Origin of the sequence: Pseudomonas saxonica (genome assembly GCF_007858365.1) — a bacterium.
Taxonomy (GTDB): Bacteria; Pseudomonadota; Gammaproteobacteria; order Pseudomonadales; family Pseudomonadaceae; genus Aquipseudomonas; species Aquipseudomonas saxonica.
Genome location: NZ_VFIO01000012.1, coordinates 116,575 through 138,521 on the forward strand (window position 1 = coordinate 116,575; position 21,947 = coordinate 138,521).

Below are 21,947 nucleotides of genomic sequence, written 5' to 3' on the forward strand. Positions count from 1 at the left end.
CTCGTCAGCGGCTACAAGTTTATTGCGTTTTAGCCATCACCGAGGTGAACAACGCTGACGTTAAAAACCGTTCCAGCCAAACCCGCAGGTGCGGGTAGGGCGCCTGCTCGAACCACTCACGATCAACATGCGCGAACTGCCGTACAAACGGCGCCAATGCCACGTCTGCCAAACTCAACATGTCGCCTGCAAGGTACGGCGCATGCCCGAGCAGATCTTCCAGGTGTTGCAGAAATTGCTCTCCTTGAGCCCGGTAATGCTCCATGGGCTGCTCCGGGTAGCGAATCGCGTACTTGTAGCGATCCAGATTGGCCTTGAATACCTGGTCGTTTTCTTCAATCAGCGCTGTACGGTCCGGGCCCAGCCAGTTATCCGGATCATTGCGGGCCAAAGCCCAGCGCATGATATCCAGGCTCTGATCGATCACCCGCCCATCGGCACATACCAACACGGGCACCGTGCCTTTGGGCGACAGGGCCAGCATTTCGGCTGGCTTGGCCTTCAGGCTGACTTCAACCGTGGTCAAGGGCACACCGCTGTGGCGCAACGCCATGCGCGCACGCATGGCATACGGGCAGCGGCGGAAGGAATACAACACGTGTGCGGTCATTTGACCTCCACAGAGCTCAAGCCATTGCCCTGGCGGCGGACCTGGATTTGCACCGGTATGCGTTCGTGCATTTCCTGCACGTGGGAAATTACCCCGACTTTGCGGCCCTGAGCTTGCAGACCGTCGAGTGCATCCATTGCCAGCTGCAACGATTCGGGGTCGAGGCTGCCGAAGCCTTCGTCGATAAACAGCGACTCGATTTTCAGTGTGCTGGAAGCCATCGAGGCCAGACCCAGCGCCAAGGCCAGCGACACAAGAAAGGTTTCGCCGCCGGACAATGAATGCACTGAGCGCAGTTCGTCGCCCATTTCGGTGTCCATCACCAGCAGCCCCAGCATGCTGCCGCCGCGTTTGAGACGGTAGCGTTTCACCAGCTGCCGTAACTGGGCGTTAGCGTGATGCACGAGTAAATCGAGGTTATAAGCCTGGGCGATTTTGCGGAAGGTATCGCCAGTTGCCGAGCCGATCAGGGCGTTCAGACGGGCCCAGCGCTGCCATTCGTCATAGGCCTGGGCGATGCGTTGGGCCAAGGTCTGATTAGCCTCTTTGCGGCGCTGGTCTTCGGCTTGCCGGGCGCGCAGTTCAGCCAGTTGTTGATCGCTGGCCGCAAGCAATGCATTGAGTTCATTGAGGGCGTTATCGAGCGCTTCGGCGTCGAGGTTGCCATTGGCCTGGGCCTGATGTTGGCTTAAACGCTGCCCGCGCTCTTGCAGCAGGACACGGGCTTGTTCCACGGCCTTTTCGCTGGCTTGCAGTTGCTGGCGCAGGTCACGCACATACGCGTCATCGAAGGCCAGCAACTGTTGCAGACGAGCGTTGTCGAGTGCGGTGTGCTGCGCACGCCATTGCGCAACCTGTGCGCTTAAGGTGCTGTGTTCCTGTTGCAGTGCCTGCAAACGCTCTTGCTGGGCTTTGAGTTCGGCCGCCAGTTGCACCAACTGTTTGGCAGTGGTTTGTAACGCTTCGCTGGCGTGGGTCTGGGTGCTGCGCGCTTGCTCAACGGCCTGTTCAAGCTGTTGCTGCCATTGTTCGACACTGCTGTGTTCGCCCAACAGATCCTTGAGATTCTGCTGGCTGGTTTGTTGCTGTTCGTGCAACTCGGCCACGCTACGTTGCAGGTTCTCCAGTTCTTTGGTGTGGCTAGCCTGTTGATACTGTTCGCGCTCGATTCGGCTCGTGCGCTCTGCCTGTTCGCCCAGTTCGTCACGTTGCTGATCGAGTTGTTCCAGGCGCTGCGTCACCTGCTGATCAAGGGCCATGAAGCTGGCAGCTGCGTTGTCACGCAATGCAGCCACTGTGGTCTGGGGCAGAACGCTGGCAAACCCGCCCAGTTCTTCCTCAAAGCGCGCGCTGTCGGCTTTGAGGTGCTGTTGCTGGTCGCTCAACTGCTGTTTGGCGAGCTGGCTGCTTTCGCTGCAACGCTGAAGTTGCTGCTGCAACTTGGCAGCTTCTTTTTGCAAGGTGAGCAGGGTGTTTTGGCGCTCCTCGTCCTGGGTGATGCTGTGTTGCAACTGGCTCAGGCGCAGCGTCAGCCAGGTATCGCGCTTGGCCGGGTCTTGTGTCTGCCATTGCGTGTACAGCGGGTGCGCTTCCAGGCTTGGGGCCAGGGCCTGCAGTTCGTCGTTAATCTGCTGGTGCTGTTGCAAAAACTCGCGATGCTGAGCGTTCACGCCACCGACTTTCTCACGCAACTGAATCAGCGTTTCTTTGAGTGCATCCACTGCTTTGCGAGCATTGGCTTGCTCTTGCTCATCAAAACGCGACAGGCTCTGCAACAACGCTTCTGGCTGGTGATAGGGGTGTTCATGGCTGCCACAGACCGGGCAGGCCTGGTCGTCTTGCAGTTGCGCGCGCAATTCTTCGACACTGGCGCTGCGGGCCAAACGCTGGCGCTCAAGCAGTTGCTGCGTCACCTGGAGTGCCTGTTCAGCGGCCTCAAACTGTTTTTTGGTCTGGGTGCCTTGCTCGATCAGGTGTTCGCGCTCGGTTTGCAGGGTTTGCAACTTGAGCTGCACCGCTTGCAAGCGTGTTTCAAGGGCTGACTGGCCGCTGCACAGGCGCTGCAAGTCTTCAAAGGCCCGCTGTTGCTGACGATTCTCAGCCAACAGGCTGCTCAAGGTCTGGATTTGCTCGTTGACGGCATGCGGTTCGGCTTTGGCTTCCTGAAACAGTATTTCCAGGGTGCTGTTCAGTTCGTTGAGCTGTTGGCCAGCTTCGCTGGCGCGTTGCTCAAGCGCCGGTAGTTCTTCGCGGCCTTTGCTGAGGGTATTGCTTAGGCGCACCAGCTGTTGCAGCCCGCGACGATGGCCGTCCCAAGCGCTGGCCAACGGTGCAAGCTCAGTGCTTTGTTCAAGTTGCGCGGCTATCAACGCCAGGCGTTCAGTGCTGTGCTGCTGGCGTTCAAGCAACGCGTCCAGGGCCTTTTGCCCGTCGTCGCAGGCCACTTCAGCCTGCTGTTTAAGTGTCTGTTGCGCGTAGAGTGTGTGTGTCAGGCGGATGAAGTTGGCGTGTTCTAAATGTGCTTTTTGCAAGTGCGGCGCAGCATCACGTTGTTCGGCCTGTGCTCGGCTGGCGGCGTGTTGCGCGTCCTGGAGTGTTTGCTCAAGCCGGGTTTGATCTTGGCCAAGATCAGTTTGCTGTTGCAGATGCGCAGCGATCTGCTCGGCCAGCGGGCTCAACTGTGCGTCCAGCTCGGCCAAACGGGCAAATTGATGACGTTGAGGCGCGAGTTGTTCCAGCCACTCCAAGGTCTGGCGTTGCTCGGCTTGCCCCTCCCACAGGGTTTGCGCCTGCTGCAATTGTTCGCCAGCGCTATGGTGCTGTTCTTTCAGTTCACCCAGGGCTTTAAGCCATGTGTGTTGCAGTTCGAGCTGCTTGAGCTGGCTCTGCCGAGTTTTGAGTTGCTGTTGGGCGTCGCTGAAGTGTTGGTCCAGTTCAGCGCGGGCTTCTGGCGCCATCGGTGTCACGCCAACCGCCTGATCCTGCAATTGCTTGTGTACGTCGCGGGCCTCTTTGGCCTTGTCGAAGGCGCGCTTGCCGAGCTGGGTGTACAACGCGGTGTCAGTGAGCTTTTCGAGCAACTCGCTGCGTTCGTTGTCGTCGGCTTTGAGGAAGGCGCTGAACTCGCTCTGGGCCAGCATCACGGCGCGGGTGAACTGTTCGAAGTTCAGCCCCAGACGTGATTCGAGCTGCACCTTGTAATCGCCTTTTTGGCTGGCCAACAGTTGGTCGCTGTCCAAATCGCGCAGGCTCTGGCGGCTGGCTTGCAGTTTGCCAGTGGCTTTTTCGCGTGCGCGATTAGCTTCCCAGCGGGCACGATAACGGCGCCCGTCAATGCCGACGAAATCGACTTCGGCATAGCCTTCGCCCGTGCCTCTGCGCAGCAGGGTCCGTGGGTCGCCGGTGGCAATCTCGCCGTCGGCATCCGGGACCTTGGCATCGCGGCCTGTGTTGTTGAGGCGCGGCACAGCACCAAACAGGGCCAGGCACAGGGCGTCGAGCAAGGTACTCTTGCCTGCACCGGTGGGGCCTGTGATCGCGAACAGCCCGGCACTGGCCAAGGGTTCGGCAGTAAAGTCCAACTCAAACGGCCCAGCCAGAGAGGCCAGGTTTTTCAGGCGAATGGCGAGAATTTTCATGGCTGTTCACCTTGCAGCTGTACTTCTTGCAGCAGCACTGCAAAGTCTTTGAGGGTCTGCTCGTCTGCCTCGCTGCCATAGCTGTCTTGCCAAGCCCGGCTGAACAGTTCCTGCGGGGTCAGTTGGTCGAGTTCAATCAGCTGCGTGGCGGCCTCATCCCCCGAGCGACTGCCGCTGCCCGCGTATTCGGCAGCAATGCGCACTAAACGCACGGCCTTGCCTTGCAGGCCGGTTTCGATTTGCTGACGCAAATCGGGCTGCGGCTCGTCGAGTTTGACCCGCACTTCGAGCCAGGGCTGGCGCTGGGTGTCGGCCAGCAAATCAGTGTCCGGCAGTTCGGCCAGTTGGCTGAGAATCTCTGCCAGGGGCGCCGGGCCTATGCGTTGCAGGTTAACGGCCCGTGGGATGAGGCGCGGTTCAACGCTGATCAGGTTTTCGCCCTCCAGCACGACATCGAGAATCTGATGCTGGTAGCCGATTTCTGAGAACGACAGCGGAATCGGAGAGCCGCAGTAGCGAATGCGCTCTTCGCTGTTGACCCGTTGAGGCTTGTGCAGATGGCCCAGCGCGACATAGCTGATGCTGGGGCCAAACAGGCTGGCTGGCAGCGCTTCGGCGTTACCGATGATCAGGCTGCGCTCGGAGTCTTCAGAGACCGAACCGCCCGCCATGTGCGCGTGGCTGATGGCGATCAGCGCTTGCCCCGGCTGACGTTTGGCGTTGGCGGCGGCAATCAGCCATTCATGCACCTGACCAATGCCGCGCAGGTAGTTGTCGCCCAGTTGTGCTCCTGTCACTTCGGCTGGGCGCAGGAACGGCAGGGCCAGGCACCACGCAGCGGTTTCGCCGGATGCATCGGGTAGCGGGATCAGCAGGCGCTCGGCATCCAGTTGCCCATCATCGAGCCATAACACCCGGCCCAAGGCGTGAGTGCGCAAACGGCGCATCAGGGGCGCGGGCAGTTCGATGCGGGAACCGGAGTCGTGGTTGCCTGCAATCATCACGATGGTCAGCGCGGGCTGTTGCTCGTGGGCGCTGACAATAAAGTCATACAGGCGCTCTTGCGCTTTGACGGGCGGGTTTACGGTATCGAAGATGTCCCCGGCAATCAGGAGTGCATCAGGTTGTTGCTCAGCCAGTTGGGTCAAAAGCCAGGTCAGAAAGCAGGCGTGTTCGAAATCGCGTTCCTGACCATGCAGGTTTTGCCCCAGATGCCAGTCGGACGTGTGAAACAGGCGCATAACAAAATCCGTAAAAAGTGCTTTAAATGCGGGTTTGTCTTCCTGGTCGCGGGTGCGTCTACAGGAAGCATTGCCGTCAATTATTTGGGGTAGAGCGGCGGCAGGCTGCTGGTGTCGCTGCCTGCATCTTGCTCGCGTTCGGCGGCAGGGATGCTGCGAATCGCCTTCCACAACTCTTCACCTTGCCAATGCTGGCCGGTTTCGCTGTAGAGCGCACCGTTGAGGCCGTCCAGCGCATCGGACAGCAGCACAAAGCGTGCCGCCATCTCGGCCAGGGTTTCGGGTTGCTGGCGGGCCCAGGCATCCAGTGCCTGTCGTGTGGCTTGCGGGTCGTTAGCCAGGCAGGCGCGTTTGAGGTCATCGAGTAACGTGCGCGGGCTGGGTCCGGTTTGCGCGGCCCGCAAAATCGCAGGCTGCGTTCTTGCTCGCCACCACAGGCCAAAGCCGAGCAGGGTAGTAAGCGCCAGAATCAAGGTGCTGAGTTGCCACCGCCACAGGGTCGAATCGTCGCTCACGGCAAGCGGCTCGCTGCTGATCGGAGTGTCCACAGCAAGGCTCGGGTTGTCCGCTACCTGCAAGGTGCGGGCGGGCAGATAGCTGCGTTCCAGACGGTCTTCGTGGGTGTTCCACCACACCACTTCAACTGCAGGCAGTTCGACTTGGCCGACACGTGTGGGCACCAGTGCTTCACGTTCTTCGCGGCTGCCGATCAGGCCGTTCTCGCTGATTTGATTGCTCAGTTGAGGCAAGTCCGGGTAGCGCCGCAGACCGTTGACGTCGGTGGCCGGGAGGGCGGGCAACTGGGCGCTGGAAAGCCCTTCGGCCTTGAGGGTCAGGGTGCGCGTCAAAGAGTCGCCGACCTGGCAATGGTCGGGCTCGGGGTTCCACGTTTCGCTCATGCTCAAGCTGCGAGCCGGCAGCCAGGCCGCAGTAGCGGGGTAGTCCGCCGGCTTGGGCTTGACCTCCAGCGGAATCTCGGCCGAGGTGACGTGAATCATTTTTCCCGGTTTTGGGCCGAGCGGCGCAGGGGCCGTGGCTTGCTGGCTGTCGACTTGGGTGGCACTGAAGGTTTGTGCCGGAATGATCAGTTGGCCACTGTGTTGCGGGTAAATGCCGTAGCGCACTTCGATGACGCCATGGCGTACGCCGTTGATCATTTTCTCGTAGGTGCGTGACTCGCCCAGTTGCTCGACGATCGCGTCGCTCAGGTGCAACGGGGTCAGGCTGCTGTCGTCGTACAGGGCGACTGAGTGATAGATGCGCAGGGTCAGGAGGGACTGCGCTTGTACGTAGACGCTGGGTTGATCAAGGCTGGATTCGATAAACACCGGGGCTAGTTCGTTTTCGCGGTTACTGCTTGGTGAGACCGTCAAACTGATCGGCTGACTGTGATAATCACCGACCTGCAAGGGCGGAATGATGACGGTGCCGGACTGTTTGGGCTGCAACGTGATAATCCAGCGCGTGGTGGCTTTGTTGTCATCGCTCAGATTGGTCAGGTGATTGACCTGACGCGTACCGCGCACCTCGAACAGGGTGTCGAGGGGTGTCAGGTCGGGTTTGCCGAACAGCGTAGCGTCGCTGGACTCAAGCGTCAGTTCGACGGTTTCGCCAGAATTGAGCTGATCGCGATCCACACTGGCTACCAAGCCCAGCGCGTGGGCTGGCAAGGTCCAGCAACAGAGCAAAAGTAGCAAGACGCAGATGCGGTTCATTAAGGCGTGTCCTGATGTTGCTGCTGTTCGTACCAAAATTTTCGTCGCAACAGTTCGCTGGGGTTGTCGGGTATCTGTCGTAGCCACTGTTCCAGCGCTTGGCGATGCTCTTCGTCCAGATGGTCAGAGGTCGGTGCCAGAGGTCGCGTGGTGGTCGAGTCCTCGTTGGGGTTTTCACCGGGCTGTGGTTCGCTGCCGGGAGGCGGTTCGAGCGTGTCGTCGCTGTTCGCCGGCGCATCAGGTTCAGTGGCTGAACTGCTTTCCTGATGGTGTGTGGTATCGCCCGTCGCACTGTTGTTGCTGGTGCTGATGGGCGGCGCTTGTTCAGGTTCAGCCGGGTTTTGATCGGTTTTATCGGGCGTCGGGTGACTCTCGGCGCTCTGTTGTTCGAGTATTTGCTCAATCAAGGCTTTGTTCTGCGCTGCCACCTGTAAGTCGGGTTGCAGCTCCAGTGCCTGCTCGTAGGCATCGATGGCGGCTTCCAGTTCGCCGCTTCTGGCCAATGCATTGCCGCGATTATAATGCGCGCTGGCGCTGTTGACCTCAGCAAAGCGTTCGGCGGCAGCGGCGTAATCACCGGCCTGATAGAGGGCGATGCCCTGCCAGAGAGGGTCTTTGAAGTGCTCCACCGCCTCCAGCGGTTTTTTCTGTTCCAGCAAACGCTGGCCTTGTTGGTCAGGACGCAGCCACAAGTCGGTGAAGCTCATGGCGTAGCTGGGCTGGGGCAGCATAAACAGCAAGGGCAAACACAGCAGCCAGCCGCGACGTCCGGCACACGCGGCCAGTAGCAATAAAGGCAGCAACAACCAATAACCTTGATCGGCCCATGTGTCCAGGTGCACGGTCTGGTCCCGGTCGCGCAGGTGCCGAGGGCCGTCGAGAAGGCCAAGGCCGCGCAAATCGTTGTCGTCCAGCCGGGCCTGACGATAGCGGCCGTCGACTTGAAGGGCGAAAGCTCGCAGGGCAGGGCTGTCGAGGCGCGGTACAAGGATTGCGCCCTGATCGTCCTTGAGAAATTGCCCGCTTTCATCCACCACAGGTGCGCCGTCCCGGCTCCCGATGCCCAGCATCAATAATTGCGGGGTATGACCGTTAAGGGCCTGGCGAATCCCTTCGCGCTCCTGCTGGCTGAGCGATGAGGTAATCAGCAGCAAACGGCCTTGGCCCAAGGCGCCCTGATCGAGAAGTTTCAGGGCTTTTTCCACGGCCAGATCAGCACGCTGGCCGGGCTGAGGCATCAGCGAGGGCTTGAGGGCTTCGAGCAAATTGTGGCTAGTGGCCAGATCATCAGACAGCGGTACCAGCGTGTGCGCGCTGCCCGCGTAAACAATAATGGCCGTTTGTGCATCGTTGCGGCTTTGCAGCAGGTCATAGAGTTTGCGCCGCGCCTGCTCAAGCCGGTTGGGTGATTTATCGGTCGCGAGCATGTCCGGGGTGAGTTGCAACATGACCACCAGTGGGTCGGCCGGTTTTTGCGTGGATTGTTCAACGCGCTCCCAGCTTGGGCCGAGTAGCGCCAGCACGGCCAGCAGCCAAGCACCACCCAAGGAGATCCATGGCAGTTTGCTGGACCGGCCATTGCCGCCACTGAGCAGTACGCGATGAAAGGCGACAGGCAGAATCATTTGCCAGCGACCGGTGCGCTTTTGCCGGTGCCAGAGTTTCCACAGCAGCAAGCCGAGCAACGGCAGGGCCAGCAGCCATTCGGGACGAAACCAGTGCGGCCAGAGGGCACTCATCGGCGTCTCCGCAGGCGCAGGCGTGTAAGGCGTGAGCGCCAGTCAGGATGTTGTTGCAGAAAATGTTCCTTGCTCAGCAAGCGTTGCAGCGGGTTGTTGGGCCACAGTTCACGGATGACCAGCAACACGCTCACCAGTAGCGCCCCGGCCAGCGGCCAGCTGTACAACGACTGGGCGGGGCGTGCCTGGGTGGGTTGCTGGGCTACGGGTTCGAGCTGGTCGAGGTTGTCCTTGATGGCTGCTAGCTCTTGACCATCGTGGGCACGGAAGTATTGGCCTCCGGTTGCTTTGGCAATCGCCTGCAATGCAGGTTCGTCCAGATCGATGCCGGGATTGCTGCCGAGCATGCCGTTTGCGCTACTGGCCTGCGGGTCGGCGCCAATGCCGATCGGGTAGATGCGCACACCTTCCTCTGCGGCCAGTCGTGCTGCGGTCAGAGGGTCGATCTGGCCACCGTTGTTGGCACCGTCGGTGATCAGAATCAGTACCCGGCTTTGCGCTGGTCGTTGACGCAGGCGTTTCAAGGCCAGGCCGATGGCGTCGCCAATGGCGGTGTTTTTACCGGCGATGCCGATGCGTGCGTCGTCCAGCCAAGTGCGTACGGTGTGCCGGTCGAAGGTCAGGGGCGCTTGTAAATACGCCTGGCTGCCGAACAGGATCAAGCCGACCCTGTCACCCTCACGCTCTTCCAAAAAGTCGCCGAACAGGCTCTTGACCAGGTCGAGACGGCTGATGTCTTCGTTTTGCCAGTGCATGTCAGGGAAGTCCATTGACCCGGACACGTCTACGGCGACCAGTAAATCACGGCCGCTGGCGGCAATGGGCAACGGCTCACCTAACCATTGCGGGCGTGCCGCAGCCGTTAGCAGCAACAGCCAGATCGCTAAATACGGAATTTTCTGACGCCATACGGGTATTTTGCTCCTTGCTTTGCGTTGAGCCAGTTCTTCGAGGTCGCTGAGAAAGCTGACTTTGAGAGCGGCTTCGCCACTATCGGCTGCTGGCAGGACCCAGCGCATCACCCAGGGCAAAGGCAGCAGAACGAAGATCCACGGCCAGGCGAATTCAAACATGTTTGCGAATCCAGGTTTCGACCGCTTGATTGAGCCCGGCAATGGCCTTGTCATCGAGCTTGCACTCAGGCTTATAGGCGCCTTCTACCAAAACCATCCAGCGCGTGAGTCCCGCAGCCGGGCAGCGGTTATCCAGGAACGCCAGCCATTTGCGGCCATTGAGCGTGTGACTTTGGCTGTAGGGGTAATGCGTACGGCACAGGCGCTTGAGCAGGCCATTGAGTTGTTGCAGCCAGGCCCCGGCGGGGGCGCCGTCGTAAGGTTTGGGAAAATTGGCCAGCTCTTCGAGTGCAGCCAGTCGCACCGGGTCCAGTGGTTGTTCGACGCGTGCGCTCTGGCGTTTGGCCGGCAGGTAACGACGCAGCCACCACAGGCCCCAGCTCAAGGCTGCGACAACGATCAGCAGCAGCCACCAGCCCGGAGCAGGAGGCCAGAAGCCGACAGTCGCAGGTTGTATCAGCGGTTGCAGGTGCTCAAGGTCGTTCATGGCGTTTTGCCAGGTCGTTTGGCGTTGAGGTATTCACGCAATTGCTCGACCATTTCGCTTTGTGTGCTCAATGGCATCAGCATGACCCGCAATTTTTGCGCAAGCAGCTCCCAGCGGGCAATACGTGCTTCGGCCTGCGCGCGGTAAGCTTGACGCAAGTCGTAATTAAGCGTGTCGAGTTCCAGTTGTGCGCCGCGTTCGGCAAACCGCAGCAGCCCAGCGGCGGGCAGGGCGTGATCAAGTGGGTCAGACAGCGGCAGCAGCATCAAGTCGCAGTGGCGCGCCAACAGGCTCAGTTGTTGCTCGGCGGCGTCGGTGAGGGCACGCTCATCGCAGATCACAATCACCAAGCTGCCGGGACGCAACACTTCTCGGGCCCGAATCAGGGCCATTCCCAGGGCATCGCGATCGGACTGCACTTCTGTGTGCAGTGACTGGTTGACCCTCACTAACCGGTTCAGCAGTTGCAGCAGGCTCTGCTTGCTGCGTCGCGGCTTGATTTCGTAATGTTCATGGTCGCCGAATACCAGCCCGCCCACCCGGTCGTTGTGGCTCAAGGCGGCCCAACCGATCAGACTCGCGGCCTGGGCACAGAGGACTGATTTGAACAGCAGGCCTGAGCCGAAAAACAGCCGACGGCTTTGCTCGGCCAGGATGAAAATGGGTCGCTCGCGTTCCTCATGGAACATTTTGGTGTGCGGCTCTTGGGTGCGTGCCGTAACGCGCCAATCGATGGTGCGAACATCGTCACCTGCCTGATAGACGCGTACCTGATCGAAATCGACCCCGCGCCCGCGCAATTTTGAGTGATGCAAACCCGCCAGCGGGCTGCGCTGGCTAGGGGAGGCGAAGAGTTGGACTTCGCGTACCCGATGACGCATTTCGATCAGTTCGGCGAGTGTGACCCGAATACCGGGTTCGGCGGGCAAGGGGTTGTTCATCGGTCAGGCAACGGCAACAACATCAAGAATGCGCTGCACGACACGGTCCTGATCAATGCCGGCTGCCTCGGCCTCAAACGACAAGATAATGCGATGGCGCAACACGTCAAACAGCACGGCCTGAATGTCTTCAGGGCTGACAAAGTCACGCCCGGCTAACCAGGCGTGTGCACGGGCGCAACGGTCCAGAGCGATGGAACCACGCGGGCTTGCACCGTAGGCGATCCAGTCGGCCATTTCCGTATCGAATTTACCGGGTGTACGTGTGGCCATGATCAATTGCACCAGGTATTCCTCTACGGCATCGGCCATATACAAACCAAGGATTTCCTTGCGCGCTGCGAAAATGGCTTGCTGGCTGACGCGGCGTTCGGGCTTGGTTTCGCCGTTCAGCGCTTCGCCGCGCGCCTGTTGCAGGATGCGGCGTTCGACGGCGGCATCCGGGAAGCCGATTTTGACGTGCATCAGAAAACGGTCGAGCTGAGCTTCAGGCAGCGGGTAAGTGCCTTCCTGCTCAATAGGGTTTTGGGTCGCCATCACCAAAAACAGCGGTGACAATTCGTACGTGCTGCGACCTACGCTGACCTGACGCTCGGCCATGGCTTCGAGCAAGGCGGATTGAACCTTGGCGGGCGCCCGATTGATTTCATCGGCCAGCACCAGGTTGTGAAAAATCGGCCCTTGCTGGAAGACGAAGCTGCCTGTTTCGGGGCGATAGATTTCGGTGCCGGTGATGTCGGCAGGCAACAGGTCGGGAGTGAACTGAATTCGGTGGAATTGTGCTTCGATGCCTTCGGCCAATTCTTTGATGGCTTTGGTTTTGGCCAGGCCGGGAGCCCCTTCGACCAGCATATGGCCGTCAGCCAGCAGCGCGATCAACAAGCGGTCAATGAGTTTTTCCTGACCGAGAATCTGTGTTGAAAGAAAGGTTCGCAGCGCTAACAGCGCTTCACGATGTTCCATCGATGACTGTTCCTGAAAAGGCCGCCTGCGGCGTAAGAATTACGCCGGGGTTGGGGCCGTTACTTTAATCCATTGCAGGGGGTTGGGACTAATGGCGGGAGGGCTTTTTATTGAAAAAGCGCAAATCCGCAGGGTTGTTGAGAATCGTGCTCATCTTGGTGAGGCTAAGCAGGTGCGAAATGCTGGCGATGATGATTTTGGGCAGTGAAATCGCTCCGGCCGAGAAAAGTGGGGGGAGCATTGTTGCGGGAGGAGGATGAGTCGCAACCGTTCAGCGCCAGTCATCCGGTAGTCGCCGCGACAGCGGCTACCGGGGAGAGTCAGGCCAGTTGACTCACGTACTTGCCAGTACCGCCGAGGATGTTTTGCAAGGTTTGCTCAACGTCGGCTAGATTATCGGCATCCGTGGCGTGAGTGATTTCGAGGAAGTTTTCTTCTTCGAATACATCGGTATCAGCGATTTCTATCCGCAGCAGGGTGGGACTCAGCGTCACGCGAACAATTTCAACCGAATAATCGTCGTCTTCGAAGGAAATGACGACTTCGTCATCGTCCGGGTAGCGGGCAAGAATGACATAAACGTTGTCGTCGACAATGTGGCAGCTCAAGGATGCCAAATTGTCTTCTTCTTCGTCGCATGGGGTGCCGATGAGAGTGTGGGTGCTCATGTACATGGGGAAATCCTGGCGCTAAGTGCGCATCTACAAGCGGAAGAAAGGCCTGATTTTGACACTCTGAACAGATTTTTGCTGTGTTGAATGAATATGTGTCATCAAGGTCTGTAAGAGTCAGGTAAGTCATTTCTGATAATAGCTGAGGTTTTAGAGTTTCCTTTAACAAGTTTTTTCACCCGAGAATGCTAGGGTTGTTCTCTAACAGGTCACAAGCCTACGTCCTGATGTCCGAATATGTCGCCGCACCGCAAGCAGGCCGGGGGCTTCAATCGTTAAGCTGCGTTCGGGATTCTTATCTCTTGAAAGAACCGGCCTGTTCAATCGGCAGTCCTTTTGCAGATACCCATCCTGGAACGTGAATGTGACCCGTGGGTCGCGGCCAGCTTCACCTCCTTGCCCTGCTGGATTTAGTCAGCACTGGCAACTCCCCTAGCGGGAACAGCACATGCGACGCTTCTCTCAATAACAAGCCCAAGCGGAGTACCACAGATGGCGTTCTTCACCGCAGCCAGCAAAGCCGACTTCCAGCATCAACTGCAAGCCGCACTGGCCCAGCACATCAGTGAACAGGCATTGCCACAAGTAGCCCTGTTTGCCGAGCAATTCTTCGGCATCATTTCTCTGGATGAACTCACTCAACGGCGCATGTCCGATCTGGCAGGCTGCACGCTGTCGGCTTGGCGTCTGCTGGAACGCTTTGACCCGGCGCAGCCGCAGGTCAAGGTGTTCAATCCTGATTACGAGCGCCATGGCTGGCAGTCCACGCACACGGCGGTAGAAGTACTGCACCACGATTTACCGTTTCTGGTGGATTCGGTTCGCACCGAACTGAACCGTCGGGGGTATAGCATCCATACCCTGCAAACCACGGTATTGAGCGTGCGTCGTGGCAGCAAAGGCGAGTTGCTGGAAATTCTGCCCAAAGGCACCAGTGGCGAAGGCGTGTCCCAAGAGTCGCTGATGTTCCTTGAAATTGACCGTTGCTCCAATGCGGCTGAATTGAATGTGCTGAGCAAGGAGCTGGAGCAGGTTCTGGGTGAAGTTCGTGTGGCCGTGGCTGATTTTGAGCCGATGAAAGCCAAGGTTCAGGAGCTGTTGGCCAGCATTGACAACAGTCCATACCTAGTTGCTGCGGACGAAAAAGCGGAGATCAAAAGCTTTCTCGAATGGCTGGTGGGCAATCACTTCACCTTCCTGGGCTATGAAGAGTTTGTGGTGCGTGATGAAGCGGATGGCGGTCATATTGAATATGACCCGCAGTCGTTCCTCGGCCTGACCAAGCTGCTGCGCGCCGGGCTCACGGCAGACGACCTGCGCATCGAAGATTACGCGGTGAGCTACCTGCGGGAGCCGACCCTGCTGTCGTTTGCCAAAGCCGCACACCCAAGCCGCGTGCACCGCCCGGCTTACCCGGACTATGTATCGATCCGTCAGATCGACGCCGATGGCAAGGTCATCAAAGAATGCCGCTTCATGGGCCTGTACACCTCTTCGGTGTATGGCGAAAGCGTGCGGGTTATTCCATACATCCGCCGCAAGGTCGCTGAAATAGAGCGCCGTTCGGGCTTTCAGCCCAAGGCTCACCTGGGCAAGGAACTGGCTCAGGTGGTTGAAGTGTTACCCCGTGACGATCTGTTTCAGACGCCCGTGGACGAACTGTTCAACACCGTGATGTCGATTGTGCAGATTCAGGAACGCAATAAAATCCGCGTCTTCCTGCGCAAAGACCCGTATGGCCGTTTCTGCTACTGCCTGGCCTACGTACCGCGTGATGTGTATTCCACCGAAGTTCGCCAAAAAATCCAGCAAGTGCTGATGGATCGTTTGCAGGCTTCGGATTGCGAGTTCTGGACCTTCTTCTCGGAATCGGTGTTGGCCCGTGTGCAGTTGATTCTGCGCGTCGACCCCAAGAACCGCATCGACATCGATCCAGTCATGCTGGAAAAAGAAGTGGTTCAGGCGTGCCGCAGCTGGCAGGACGATTACGCCAGTCTGGTGGTTGAAAGCTTCGGTGAAGCCAATGGCACCAAGGTGCTCAGCGACTTCCCTAAAGGTTTCCCGGCGGGCTACCGAGAGCGCTTTGCCGCGCATTCGGCCGTTGTCGATATGCAGCACTTGCGCAGCTTGAGCGATAAAAACCCGCTGGTGATGAGCTTTTATCAGCCGCTGGGTCAAAGTGCCGGTCAGGAACTGCACTGCAAGCTGTATCACGCTGATACACCGCTGGCGTTGTCCGACGTGCTGCCTATTCTGGAAAACCTCGGTTTGCGTGTTCTGGGCGAGTTTCCGTATCGCTTGCGCCACGCCAATGGCCGTGAGTTCTGGATCCATGACTTCGCCTTTACGGCAGGTGAAGGGCTGAATCTGGACATTCAGCAACTCAATGACACGTTGCAGGACGCCTTCGTGCATATCGTCAGTGGCGATGCTGAAAACGATGCCTTCAACCGTTTGGTGCTGACCGCAGGCTTGCCGTGGCGTGATGTGGCGTTGCTGCGTGCCTATGCGCGTTACCTCAAACAGATTCGTCTGGGTTTTGACCTGGGCTACATTGCCAGCACCCTGAACAACCACACCGATATTGCACGTGAACTGACCCGGTTGTTCAAAACGCGCTTCTATCTGGCCCGCAAGCTGACGGCAGAAGACCTGGAAGACAAGCAACAGCGTCTGGAACAGGCCATCCTGACGGCCCTTGACGACGTTCAGGTGCTAAACGAAGACCGTATCCTGCGTCGCTACCTGGACTTGATCAAAGCCACCCTGCGGACCAACTTCTATCAGCCGGATGCCAACGGCCAGAACCGTCCTTACTTCAGCTTCAAGTTCAACCCGCACCTGATTCCTGAGTTGCCCAAGCCGGTGCCGAAGTTTGAAATCTTTGTGTACTCGCCACGGGTCGAAGGTGTGCACTTGCGTTTCGGCAACGTAGCGCGTGGGGGTTTGCGCTGGTCGGACCGTGAAGAAGACTTCCGTACCGAAGTGCTGGGCCTGGTAAAAGCGCAGCAAGTGAAGAACTCGGTCATTGTGCCGGTGGGCGCCAAAGGCGGGTTTGTACCGCGCCGCTTACCATTGGGCGGCGGTCGCGACGAGATTCAGGCCGAAGCAATTGCGTGCTACCGCATCTTTATCTCCGGGCTGTTGGACATTACCGACAATCTGAAGGACGGCGCGCTGGTGCCGCCGTTGAACGTCGTGCGTCACGACGACGATGACCCGTATCTGGTGGTTGCTGCGGACAAAGGGACTGCCACCTTCTCTGACATTGCCAACGGCATTGCCATTGATTACGGCTTCTGGCTAGGCGACGCGTTTGCCTCCGGTGGTTCGGCCGGTTATGACCACAAAAAGATGGGCATCACCGCCAAAGGCGCGTGGGTGGGCGTGCAGCGCCACTTTAAAGAGCGCGGCATCAATGTCCAGCAAGACAGCATCAGTGTCGTGGGCGTCGGCGATATGGCCGGAGACGTGTTCGGTAACGGCTTGTTGATGTCCGACAAACTGCAACTGGTTGCTGCATTCAACCACCTGCATATCTTCATTGACCCCAACCCGGAGCCGACCAACAGCTTCGTTGAACGTCAGCGTCTGTTCGATCTGCCGCGTTCGGCCTGGTCGGACTACGACACCAGCATCATGTCGGCGGGCGGCGGGATTTTCTCGCGCAGTGCGAAAAGCATCGCCATTTCGCCTGAAATGAAAGAGCGTTTCGCGATCACGGCCGACAAACTGACCCCGACCGAACTGCTCAATGCCTTGCTCAAAGCGCCGGTAGACCTGTTGTGGAACGGCGGCATTGGCACCTACGTCAAGGCCAGCAGCGAAAGCCACGCCGATGTCGGTGACAAGGCCAACGATGCATTGCGTGTCAACGGTAACGAGTTGCGCTGCAAGGTGGTGGGTGAGGGCGGTAACCTTGGCATGACTCAACTGGGTCGTGTGGAGTTCAACCTCAACGGTGGCGGCTCCAACACCGACTTCATCGACAACGCTGGCGGTGTGGACTGTTCTGACCACGAAGTGAATATCAAAATCCTGCTCAACGAAGTGGTGCAGGCTGGCGATATGACCGAGAAGCAGCGCAACCAGTTGTTGGGCAGCATGACCGATGAAGTGGGCGGTCTGGTGTTAGGCAACAACTATAAGCAGACCCAGGCCATTTCGTTGGCGGCCCGCAAAGCTTATGAGCGGATTGCCGAATACAAGCGTCTGATGAGCGACCTGGAAGCCCGTGGCAAGCTGGACCGTGCCATTGAGTTCCTGCCGACCGAAGAGCAACTGGTCGAACGTGTCGCTTCAGGCCATGGCCTGACTCGCGCCGAGTTGTCGGTTCTGATCTCGTACAGCAAGATCGACCTCAAAGAAGCATTGCTCAACTCTCAGGTACCCGATGACGACTACCTGACCCGTGACATGGAAACTGCATTCCCGCCGATGCTGGTGAGCAAGTTTGCCGCGGCCATGCGTCGTCACCGCTTGAAGCGTGAAATCGTCAGCACCCAGATTGCCAACGACCTGGTCAACCACATGGGTATCACCTTTGTGGAGCGCCTCAAGGAGTCGACCGGCATGAGCGCAGCCAACGTGGCCGGTGCTTATGTGATCGTGCGGGACATTTTCCACCTCCCGCACTGGTTCCGTCAGATTGAGGCGCTGGATTATCAGGTACCCGCTGAAATCCAGTTGGCGCTGATGGATGAGCTGATGCGTCTGGGCCGTCGAGCCACGCGCTGGTTCCTGCGCAGTCGTCGCAACGAATTGGATGCGGCACGTGATGTGGCCCACTTTGGTCCACATCTGGCGGCATTGGGGCTCAAGCTTGACGAGCTGCTGGAAGGGCCGACCCGCGAAGGCTGGCAGACCCGTTATCAGGCGTATGTGGCTGCTGGAGTGCCTGAGTTGCTGGCGCGCATGGTGGCCGGTACGACGCACTTGTACACCCTGCTGCCCATCATCGAAGCGTCGGATGTGACGGGTCAGAACGCAGCGGATGTTGCCAAGGCCTATTTCGCGGTAGGCAGTGCGCTGGACCTCACCTGGTACTTGCAGCAGATCAGCAACTTGCCAGTGGAGAACAATTGGCAGGCGCTGGCGCGTGAAGCCTTCCGTGACGATATCGACTGGCAGCAGCGAGCAATTACCGTATCGGTACTGCAAATGGCGGATGCACCGCTTGAGATCGAAGCGCGTCTGGCGTTGTGGCTTGAGCAGAACCATTCGATGGTTGAACGCTGGCGTTCAATGCTGGTGGACCTGCGTGCAGCGACGGGCAACGATTATGCAATGTATGCCGTGGCCAACCGTGAGTTGTTGGACTTGGCACTGAGTGGTCAAACAGGGCTCTGACAGCCTGAGTGATAAAACAAAGCCCCGGGTCGGATGAGTCGGGGCTTTGTTGTTTTTGGCTATTGCGGACGTTTAGATGCCGATATTGCCCAAGGTTTGCACAATATTACGCAGCGTACCGGCCAGCGCTGGGTGTTCCAGTTCAAAGCGCTCTATGGCTAGATTGACGCCATCTGCCAGGCTTTTGTCCTTGGTGCTTTTATCAAGATCAATCTGAGCCTGAATTTGTGTCGAGAGATCGTTTAATTGCTGACGCTCATCTTGAGTGAGCGGCGGATTCTGTTCCAGTTGCTCGCGCAAGGTGTCGAGTTGTTGTTGCAGTTCGCGGGCAGGCATAGCATTCATCCTTTATTGATAGGCTCTGGTGTAGACCTTCGATGTTGGCAAAAGGTCGATAACGGGTGTCTAGATTAATCCACCCGGGCTGCGCGTGCATGATCTCAATCAAAAATCCCTGGGCGCATAGACGAGCTTTATGGGCAATGACGCTGACGTATTGAACGTCGGGCGCGTGCATATGTCTGTGTAGGGTGTTTCTTTGGGGCTGTGATAAATGCAATTGCCGTTATACTCCACCACTGACCCAGGGCGTAGCGCCCAAGTAACTAAGTATTTTCAAGGAGCTGTGCTATGCGCTGGACTGATCGTCTCGCTCAAGTTTTAGTCTGTGCCGGTGTGGCGATGGCGCCATTCGCGGCCAATGCCGCGACCGAAGATGACCCATGGGAAGGGGTCAACCGTGTTGTTTTCATCTTCAACGAAAAACTGGACACCTATGCCCTGAAGCCACTTGCACAGGGTTATCAGTTCATAACCCCGCAATTCCTGGAAGATGGCATCCACAACATGTACCGAAATATCGGTGACGTGCGCAACCTGGCCAACAACGTCTTGCAAGCCAAGCCGCAAGCGGCTGGCGTAGACACCGCTCGTCTGTTGATGAACACCATTATTGGTGTGGGTGGTTTCTTTGACGTGGGCACAAAAATGGGCCTGCAACGCAACGATGAAGACTTCGGTCAAACCCTGGGCCGTTGGGGTGTCGCCAGCGGCCCCTATGTGGTTCTGCCGCTATTGGGCCCAAGCACTGTGCGTGACGCGATTGGCATCTACCCGGATACCTTTGTCGAACCGTACCGCTACATGCATGACATCCCGGCGCGCAACACCACCGCTGCCATGGAAGTCATTGATACCCGTGCCAGCTTGCTGTCGGCTGAAAAGTTGATTACCGGCGACCGATACGTGTTTATTCGTAATGCCTATCTGCAGAGCCGTGAGTTCCGTGTTAAAGACGGTCAGGTTGAAGACGACTTTTAATTCGCCTGAAGCTTGGTAAAAAACGGCCCCCGCGGCCGTTTTTTTATGCGCTTGGGATGAGTATTAATCGCGTTTAAGCCTGTTTATACCTCGGTTTTTGTTGGGGTTGTCGGGGTTCTTATAACTCCCTGGAATTTAACCCGTCGAACACTCAAGTCCACCATCGCCCTAAGCTTGAAACCCCACGCGGATGGGAGTACCGTCTGCGCCTTACACGGGCACCTTTAGCGGATCGAGCACGACAATCGATTTGAAACAGGGATGTTCACAAGCCATTTCAGTCGTTGAGTCCGATGCGTTCGTGATTCGACGCCAACCTCATTCTGGCGCCGTTTGCCCACATGCAAAAAACCAGTGCCACGCTGCTGATCATCGATGACGACGAAGTAGTGCGCGCCAGTTTGGCGGCCTACCTTGAAGACAGTGGCTTCAGTGTCCTGCAAGCCAGTAATGGCATACAGGGTCTACAGGTGTTCGAGCAGCAATCGCCCGATCTGGTGATCTGTGATCTGCGTATGCCGCAAATGAGTGGCCTGGAGCTTATCCGTCAGATTGCCGAGCGCTCACCGCAAATGCCGGTGATCGTCATATCGGGCGCGGGGGTCATGAGTGATGTGGTTGAGGCATTGCGCCTGGGGGCTGCTGACTACCTGATCAAGCCGCTTGAAGACCTTGCCGTGCTGGAGCACTCCGTTCATCGAGCGCTGGATCGTGCTCAGTTGTTGCTTGAGAACCAGCGCTACCGTGACAAGCTCGAGTCGGCTAACCGCGAACTCGCAGCCAGTCTCAATTTATTGCAAGAAGACCAGAACGCTGGCCGGCAGGTTCAAATGAACATGCTGCCTATCAGCCCGTGGTCTATTGATGATTTCGACTTTGCTCATCAGATTATTCCGTCCCTGTACTTGTCTGGCGATTTTGTCGACTACTTCAGGGTTGATGAGCGTCGTGTAGCCTTTTATCTGGCTGACGTTTCAGGGCACGGTGCCTCTTCAGCGTTTGTGACCGTGCTGCTTAAATTCATGACCACCCGCTTACTGTTTGAGTCCAAGCGAAACGGAACCTTGCCAGAGTTCAAGCCGTCTGAAGTACTGGGGCACATCAACCGCGGCTTGATCAACTGCAAGCTGGGCAAGCATGTGACTATGGTAGGGGGTGTCATCAATGAAGAGACCGGTGAGCTGACCTATAGTATTGGCGGTCATCTGCCATTGCCGGTGCTGTACACCCCTGACAGCGTGAGTTACCTGGAAGGGCGAGGGCTGCCTGTTGGCTTGTTCAACGAAGCCACGTATGAAGATCATGTTTTGAAATTGCCGGACGTTTTCAGCCTTACGCTGATGTCGGACGGCATATTGGATCTCTTGCATGAGCCTACGCTCAAAGAGAAAGAAGCTGCGTTGCCTCAATTGGTAAAAGCAGCAGGCGGCAGCCTGGATGGTCTGCGTCAGGTTTTCGGATTAGCTACACTCGGGGAGATGCCGGATGATATCGCCTTGTTGGTGTTGAGCAGGAATCTTAAATGAGTACCGGTAGAATTCAGTTCGCCGAACAGGACGGTACCTTCGTCCTGAAGTTTGTGGGTGAAGTGCGTCTGACGTTGTGTTCGGCCCTGGATGCGACAATCGAGAGGATCTTCACCGCGTTGAACTTCAACGCCATCGTGATAGACCTCACCGAAACACTCAGCATCGACAGCACCACATTGGGTTTGCTGGCGAAGCTGTCTATTTTGTCGCGCCAAAAAATAGGTTTGTTGCCAACAGTGGTCACCACCCACGAAGACATCACCCGACTGCTGGAGTCGATGGGCTTCGATCAGGTGTTCAACATTATCGGCAAGCCGATACCGTGCCCTGACTGCCTCACAGACCTGCCGTCTCAGGATCAGACTGAGGAGGTGGTGCGGGTCAAGGTACTGGAGGCTCACAAAATCTTGATGGGCCTTAACGACTCGAACCATGAAGCGTTCCATGACTTGGTGAACGCTCTGGAGCGGCATTGAGTCAGGTGTGACAGAAATCAAAAAAAGGGGCCGTTCCTGCGCAGGAACGGCCCCTTTTTTGATGGCTGTGTCCCGTCCTGAATAAGGTTTACACCTTCTGATCTATTTTAGGAGGGCGTAATGGAGACAAGTAAAAGGCGTAGTCAGCGAGACTACACGCTGACCTTTAAATTGTCGGTCGTCGACCAAGTCGAA

General features: G+C 57.7%; 15 protein-coding genes. 4 read left to right on the top strand and 11 right to left on the bottom strand.

Features of this window, described 5'->3' with window-relative positions; translation table 11 throughout:
• Positions 1 to 19 precede the first annotated feature (19 nt).
• From FJD38_RS21615 to FJD38_RS21660, 10 genes are all read right to left on the bottom strand, one after another.
• Complete coding sequence (locus tag FJD38_RS21615; protein WP_146387436.1) at positions 20 to 610, bottom strand: glutathione S-transferase; 591 nt, start codon at positions 608 to 610, stop codon at positions 20 to 22.
• Positions 607 to 4,248, bottom strand: a complete 3,642-nt coding sequence (locus FJD38_RS21620; RefSeq protein WP_146387438.1) for an AAA family ATPase — start codon at positions 4,246 to 4,248, stop codon at positions 607 to 609. The genes FJD38_RS21615 and FJD38_RS21620 overlap by 4 nt, the downstream gene beginning before the upstream one ends.
• The gene (locus tag FJD38_RS21625) at positions 4,245 to 5,489 is read right to left on the bottom strand and encodes an exonuclease SbcCD subunit D C-terminal domain-containing protein (RefSeq protein WP_146387440.1); all 1,245 of its coding nucleotides are present in this window, start codon (positions 5,487 to 5,489) and stop codon (positions 4,245 to 4,247) included. Before FJD38_RS21625 ends, FJD38_RS21620 begins: the two co-directional genes overlap by 4 nt.
• Before the next feature lie 80 nt (positions 5,490 to 5,569).
• Positions 5,570 to 7,204 carry a BatD family protein gene (locus tag FJD38_RS21630; RefSeq protein WP_146387442.1) on the bottom strand — a complete coding sequence of 545 codons (1,635 nt, stop codon included), beginning with the start codon at positions 7,202 to 7,204 and terminating at the stop codon, positions 5,570 to 5,572.
• Complete coding sequence (locus FJD38_RS21635) at positions 7,204 to 8,943, bottom strand: VWA domain-containing protein (protein WP_146387444.1); 1,740 nt, start codon at positions 8,941 to 8,943, stop codon at positions 7,204 to 7,206. The genes FJD38_RS21630 and FJD38_RS21635 overlap by 1 nt, the downstream gene beginning before the upstream one ends.
• Positions 8,940 to 10,016: a vWA domain-containing protein gene (locus FJD38_RS21640; RefSeq protein ID WP_146387446.1), complete on the bottom strand. Its 1,077-nt coding sequence runs from the start codon at positions 10,014 to 10,016 to the stop codon at positions 8,940 to 8,942. The genes FJD38_RS21635 and FJD38_RS21640 overlap by 4 nt, the downstream gene beginning before the upstream one ends.
• Entirely contained in the window at positions 10,009 to 10,503 is a 495-nt protein-coding gene (locus FJD38_RS21645) for a DUF4381 domain-containing protein (protein WP_122784302.1), read from the bottom strand. The genes FJD38_RS21640 and FJD38_RS21645 overlap by 8 nt, the downstream gene beginning before the upstream one ends.
• A complete protein-coding gene (locus FJD38_RS21650) occupies positions 10,500 to 11,444 on the bottom strand; it encodes a DUF58 domain-containing protein (protein ID WP_122784303.1) in 945 nt (314 codons plus the stop codon). The genes FJD38_RS21645 and FJD38_RS21650 overlap by 4 nt, the downstream gene beginning before the upstream one ends.
• Before the next feature lie 3 nt (positions 11,445 to 11,447).
• Positions 11,448 to 12,407, bottom strand: coding sequence for an AAA family ATPase (locus tag FJD38_RS21655; RefSeq protein ID WP_122784304.1), 960 nt, complete (start codon positions 12,405 to 12,407; stop codon positions 11,448 to 11,450).
• Between the two features lie 320 nt (positions 12,408 to 12,727).
• Positions 12,728 to 13,075 carry a hypothetical protein gene (locus FJD38_RS21660; protein ID WP_425281172.1) on the bottom strand — a complete coding sequence of 116 codons (348 nt, stop codon included), beginning with the start codon at positions 13,073 to 13,075 and terminating at the stop codon, positions 12,728 to 12,730.
• Positions 13,076 to 13,570: 495 nt separating this feature from the next.
• On the opposite strand from FJD38_RS21660, the gene FJD38_RS21665 reads away from it, so the two are divergent.
• The gene (locus FJD38_RS21665) at positions 13,571 to 18,427 is read left to right on the top strand and encodes an NAD-glutamate dehydrogenase (RefSeq protein ID WP_146387450.1); all 4,857 of its coding nucleotides are present in this window, start codon (positions 13,571 to 13,573) and stop codon (positions 18,425 to 18,427) included.
• A gap of 72 nt (positions 18,428 to 18,499) precedes the next feature.
• On the opposite strand, the gene FJD38_RS21670 is transcribed toward FJD38_RS21665, so the two are convergent.
• Positions 18,500 to 18,763, bottom strand: a complete 264-nt coding sequence (locus FJD38_RS21670; RefSeq protein WP_122784307.1) for a DUF4404 family protein — start codon at positions 18,761 to 18,763, stop codon at positions 18,500 to 18,502.
• A gap of 294 nt (positions 18,764 to 19,057) precedes the next feature.
• On the opposite strand from FJD38_RS21670, the gene FJD38_RS21675 reads away from it, so the two are divergent.
• From FJD38_RS21675 to rssC, 3 genes are all read left to right on the top strand, one after another.
• Positions 19,058 to 19,747: an MlaA family lipoprotein gene (locus FJD38_RS21675; protein WP_122784308.1), complete on the top strand. Its 690-nt coding sequence runs from the start codon at positions 19,058 to 19,060 to the stop codon at positions 19,745 to 19,747.
• A 341-nt stretch (positions 19,748 to 20,088) separates the two neighbouring features.
• Entirely contained in the window at positions 20,089 to 21,273 is a 1,185-nt protein-coding gene (gene rssB, locus FJD38_RS21680) for a two-component system response regulator RssB (protein ID WP_146387452.1), read from the top strand.
• Positions 21,270 to 21,752 carry an anti-sigma factor antagonist RssC gene (gene rssC, locus FJD38_RS21685; protein WP_122784310.1) on the top strand — a complete coding sequence of 161 codons (483 nt, stop codon included), beginning with the start codon at positions 21,270 to 21,272 and terminating at the stop codon, positions 21,750 to 21,752. Before rssB ends, rssC begins: the two co-directional genes overlap by 4 nt.
• Positions 21,753 to 21,947: the final 195 nt, after the last annotated feature.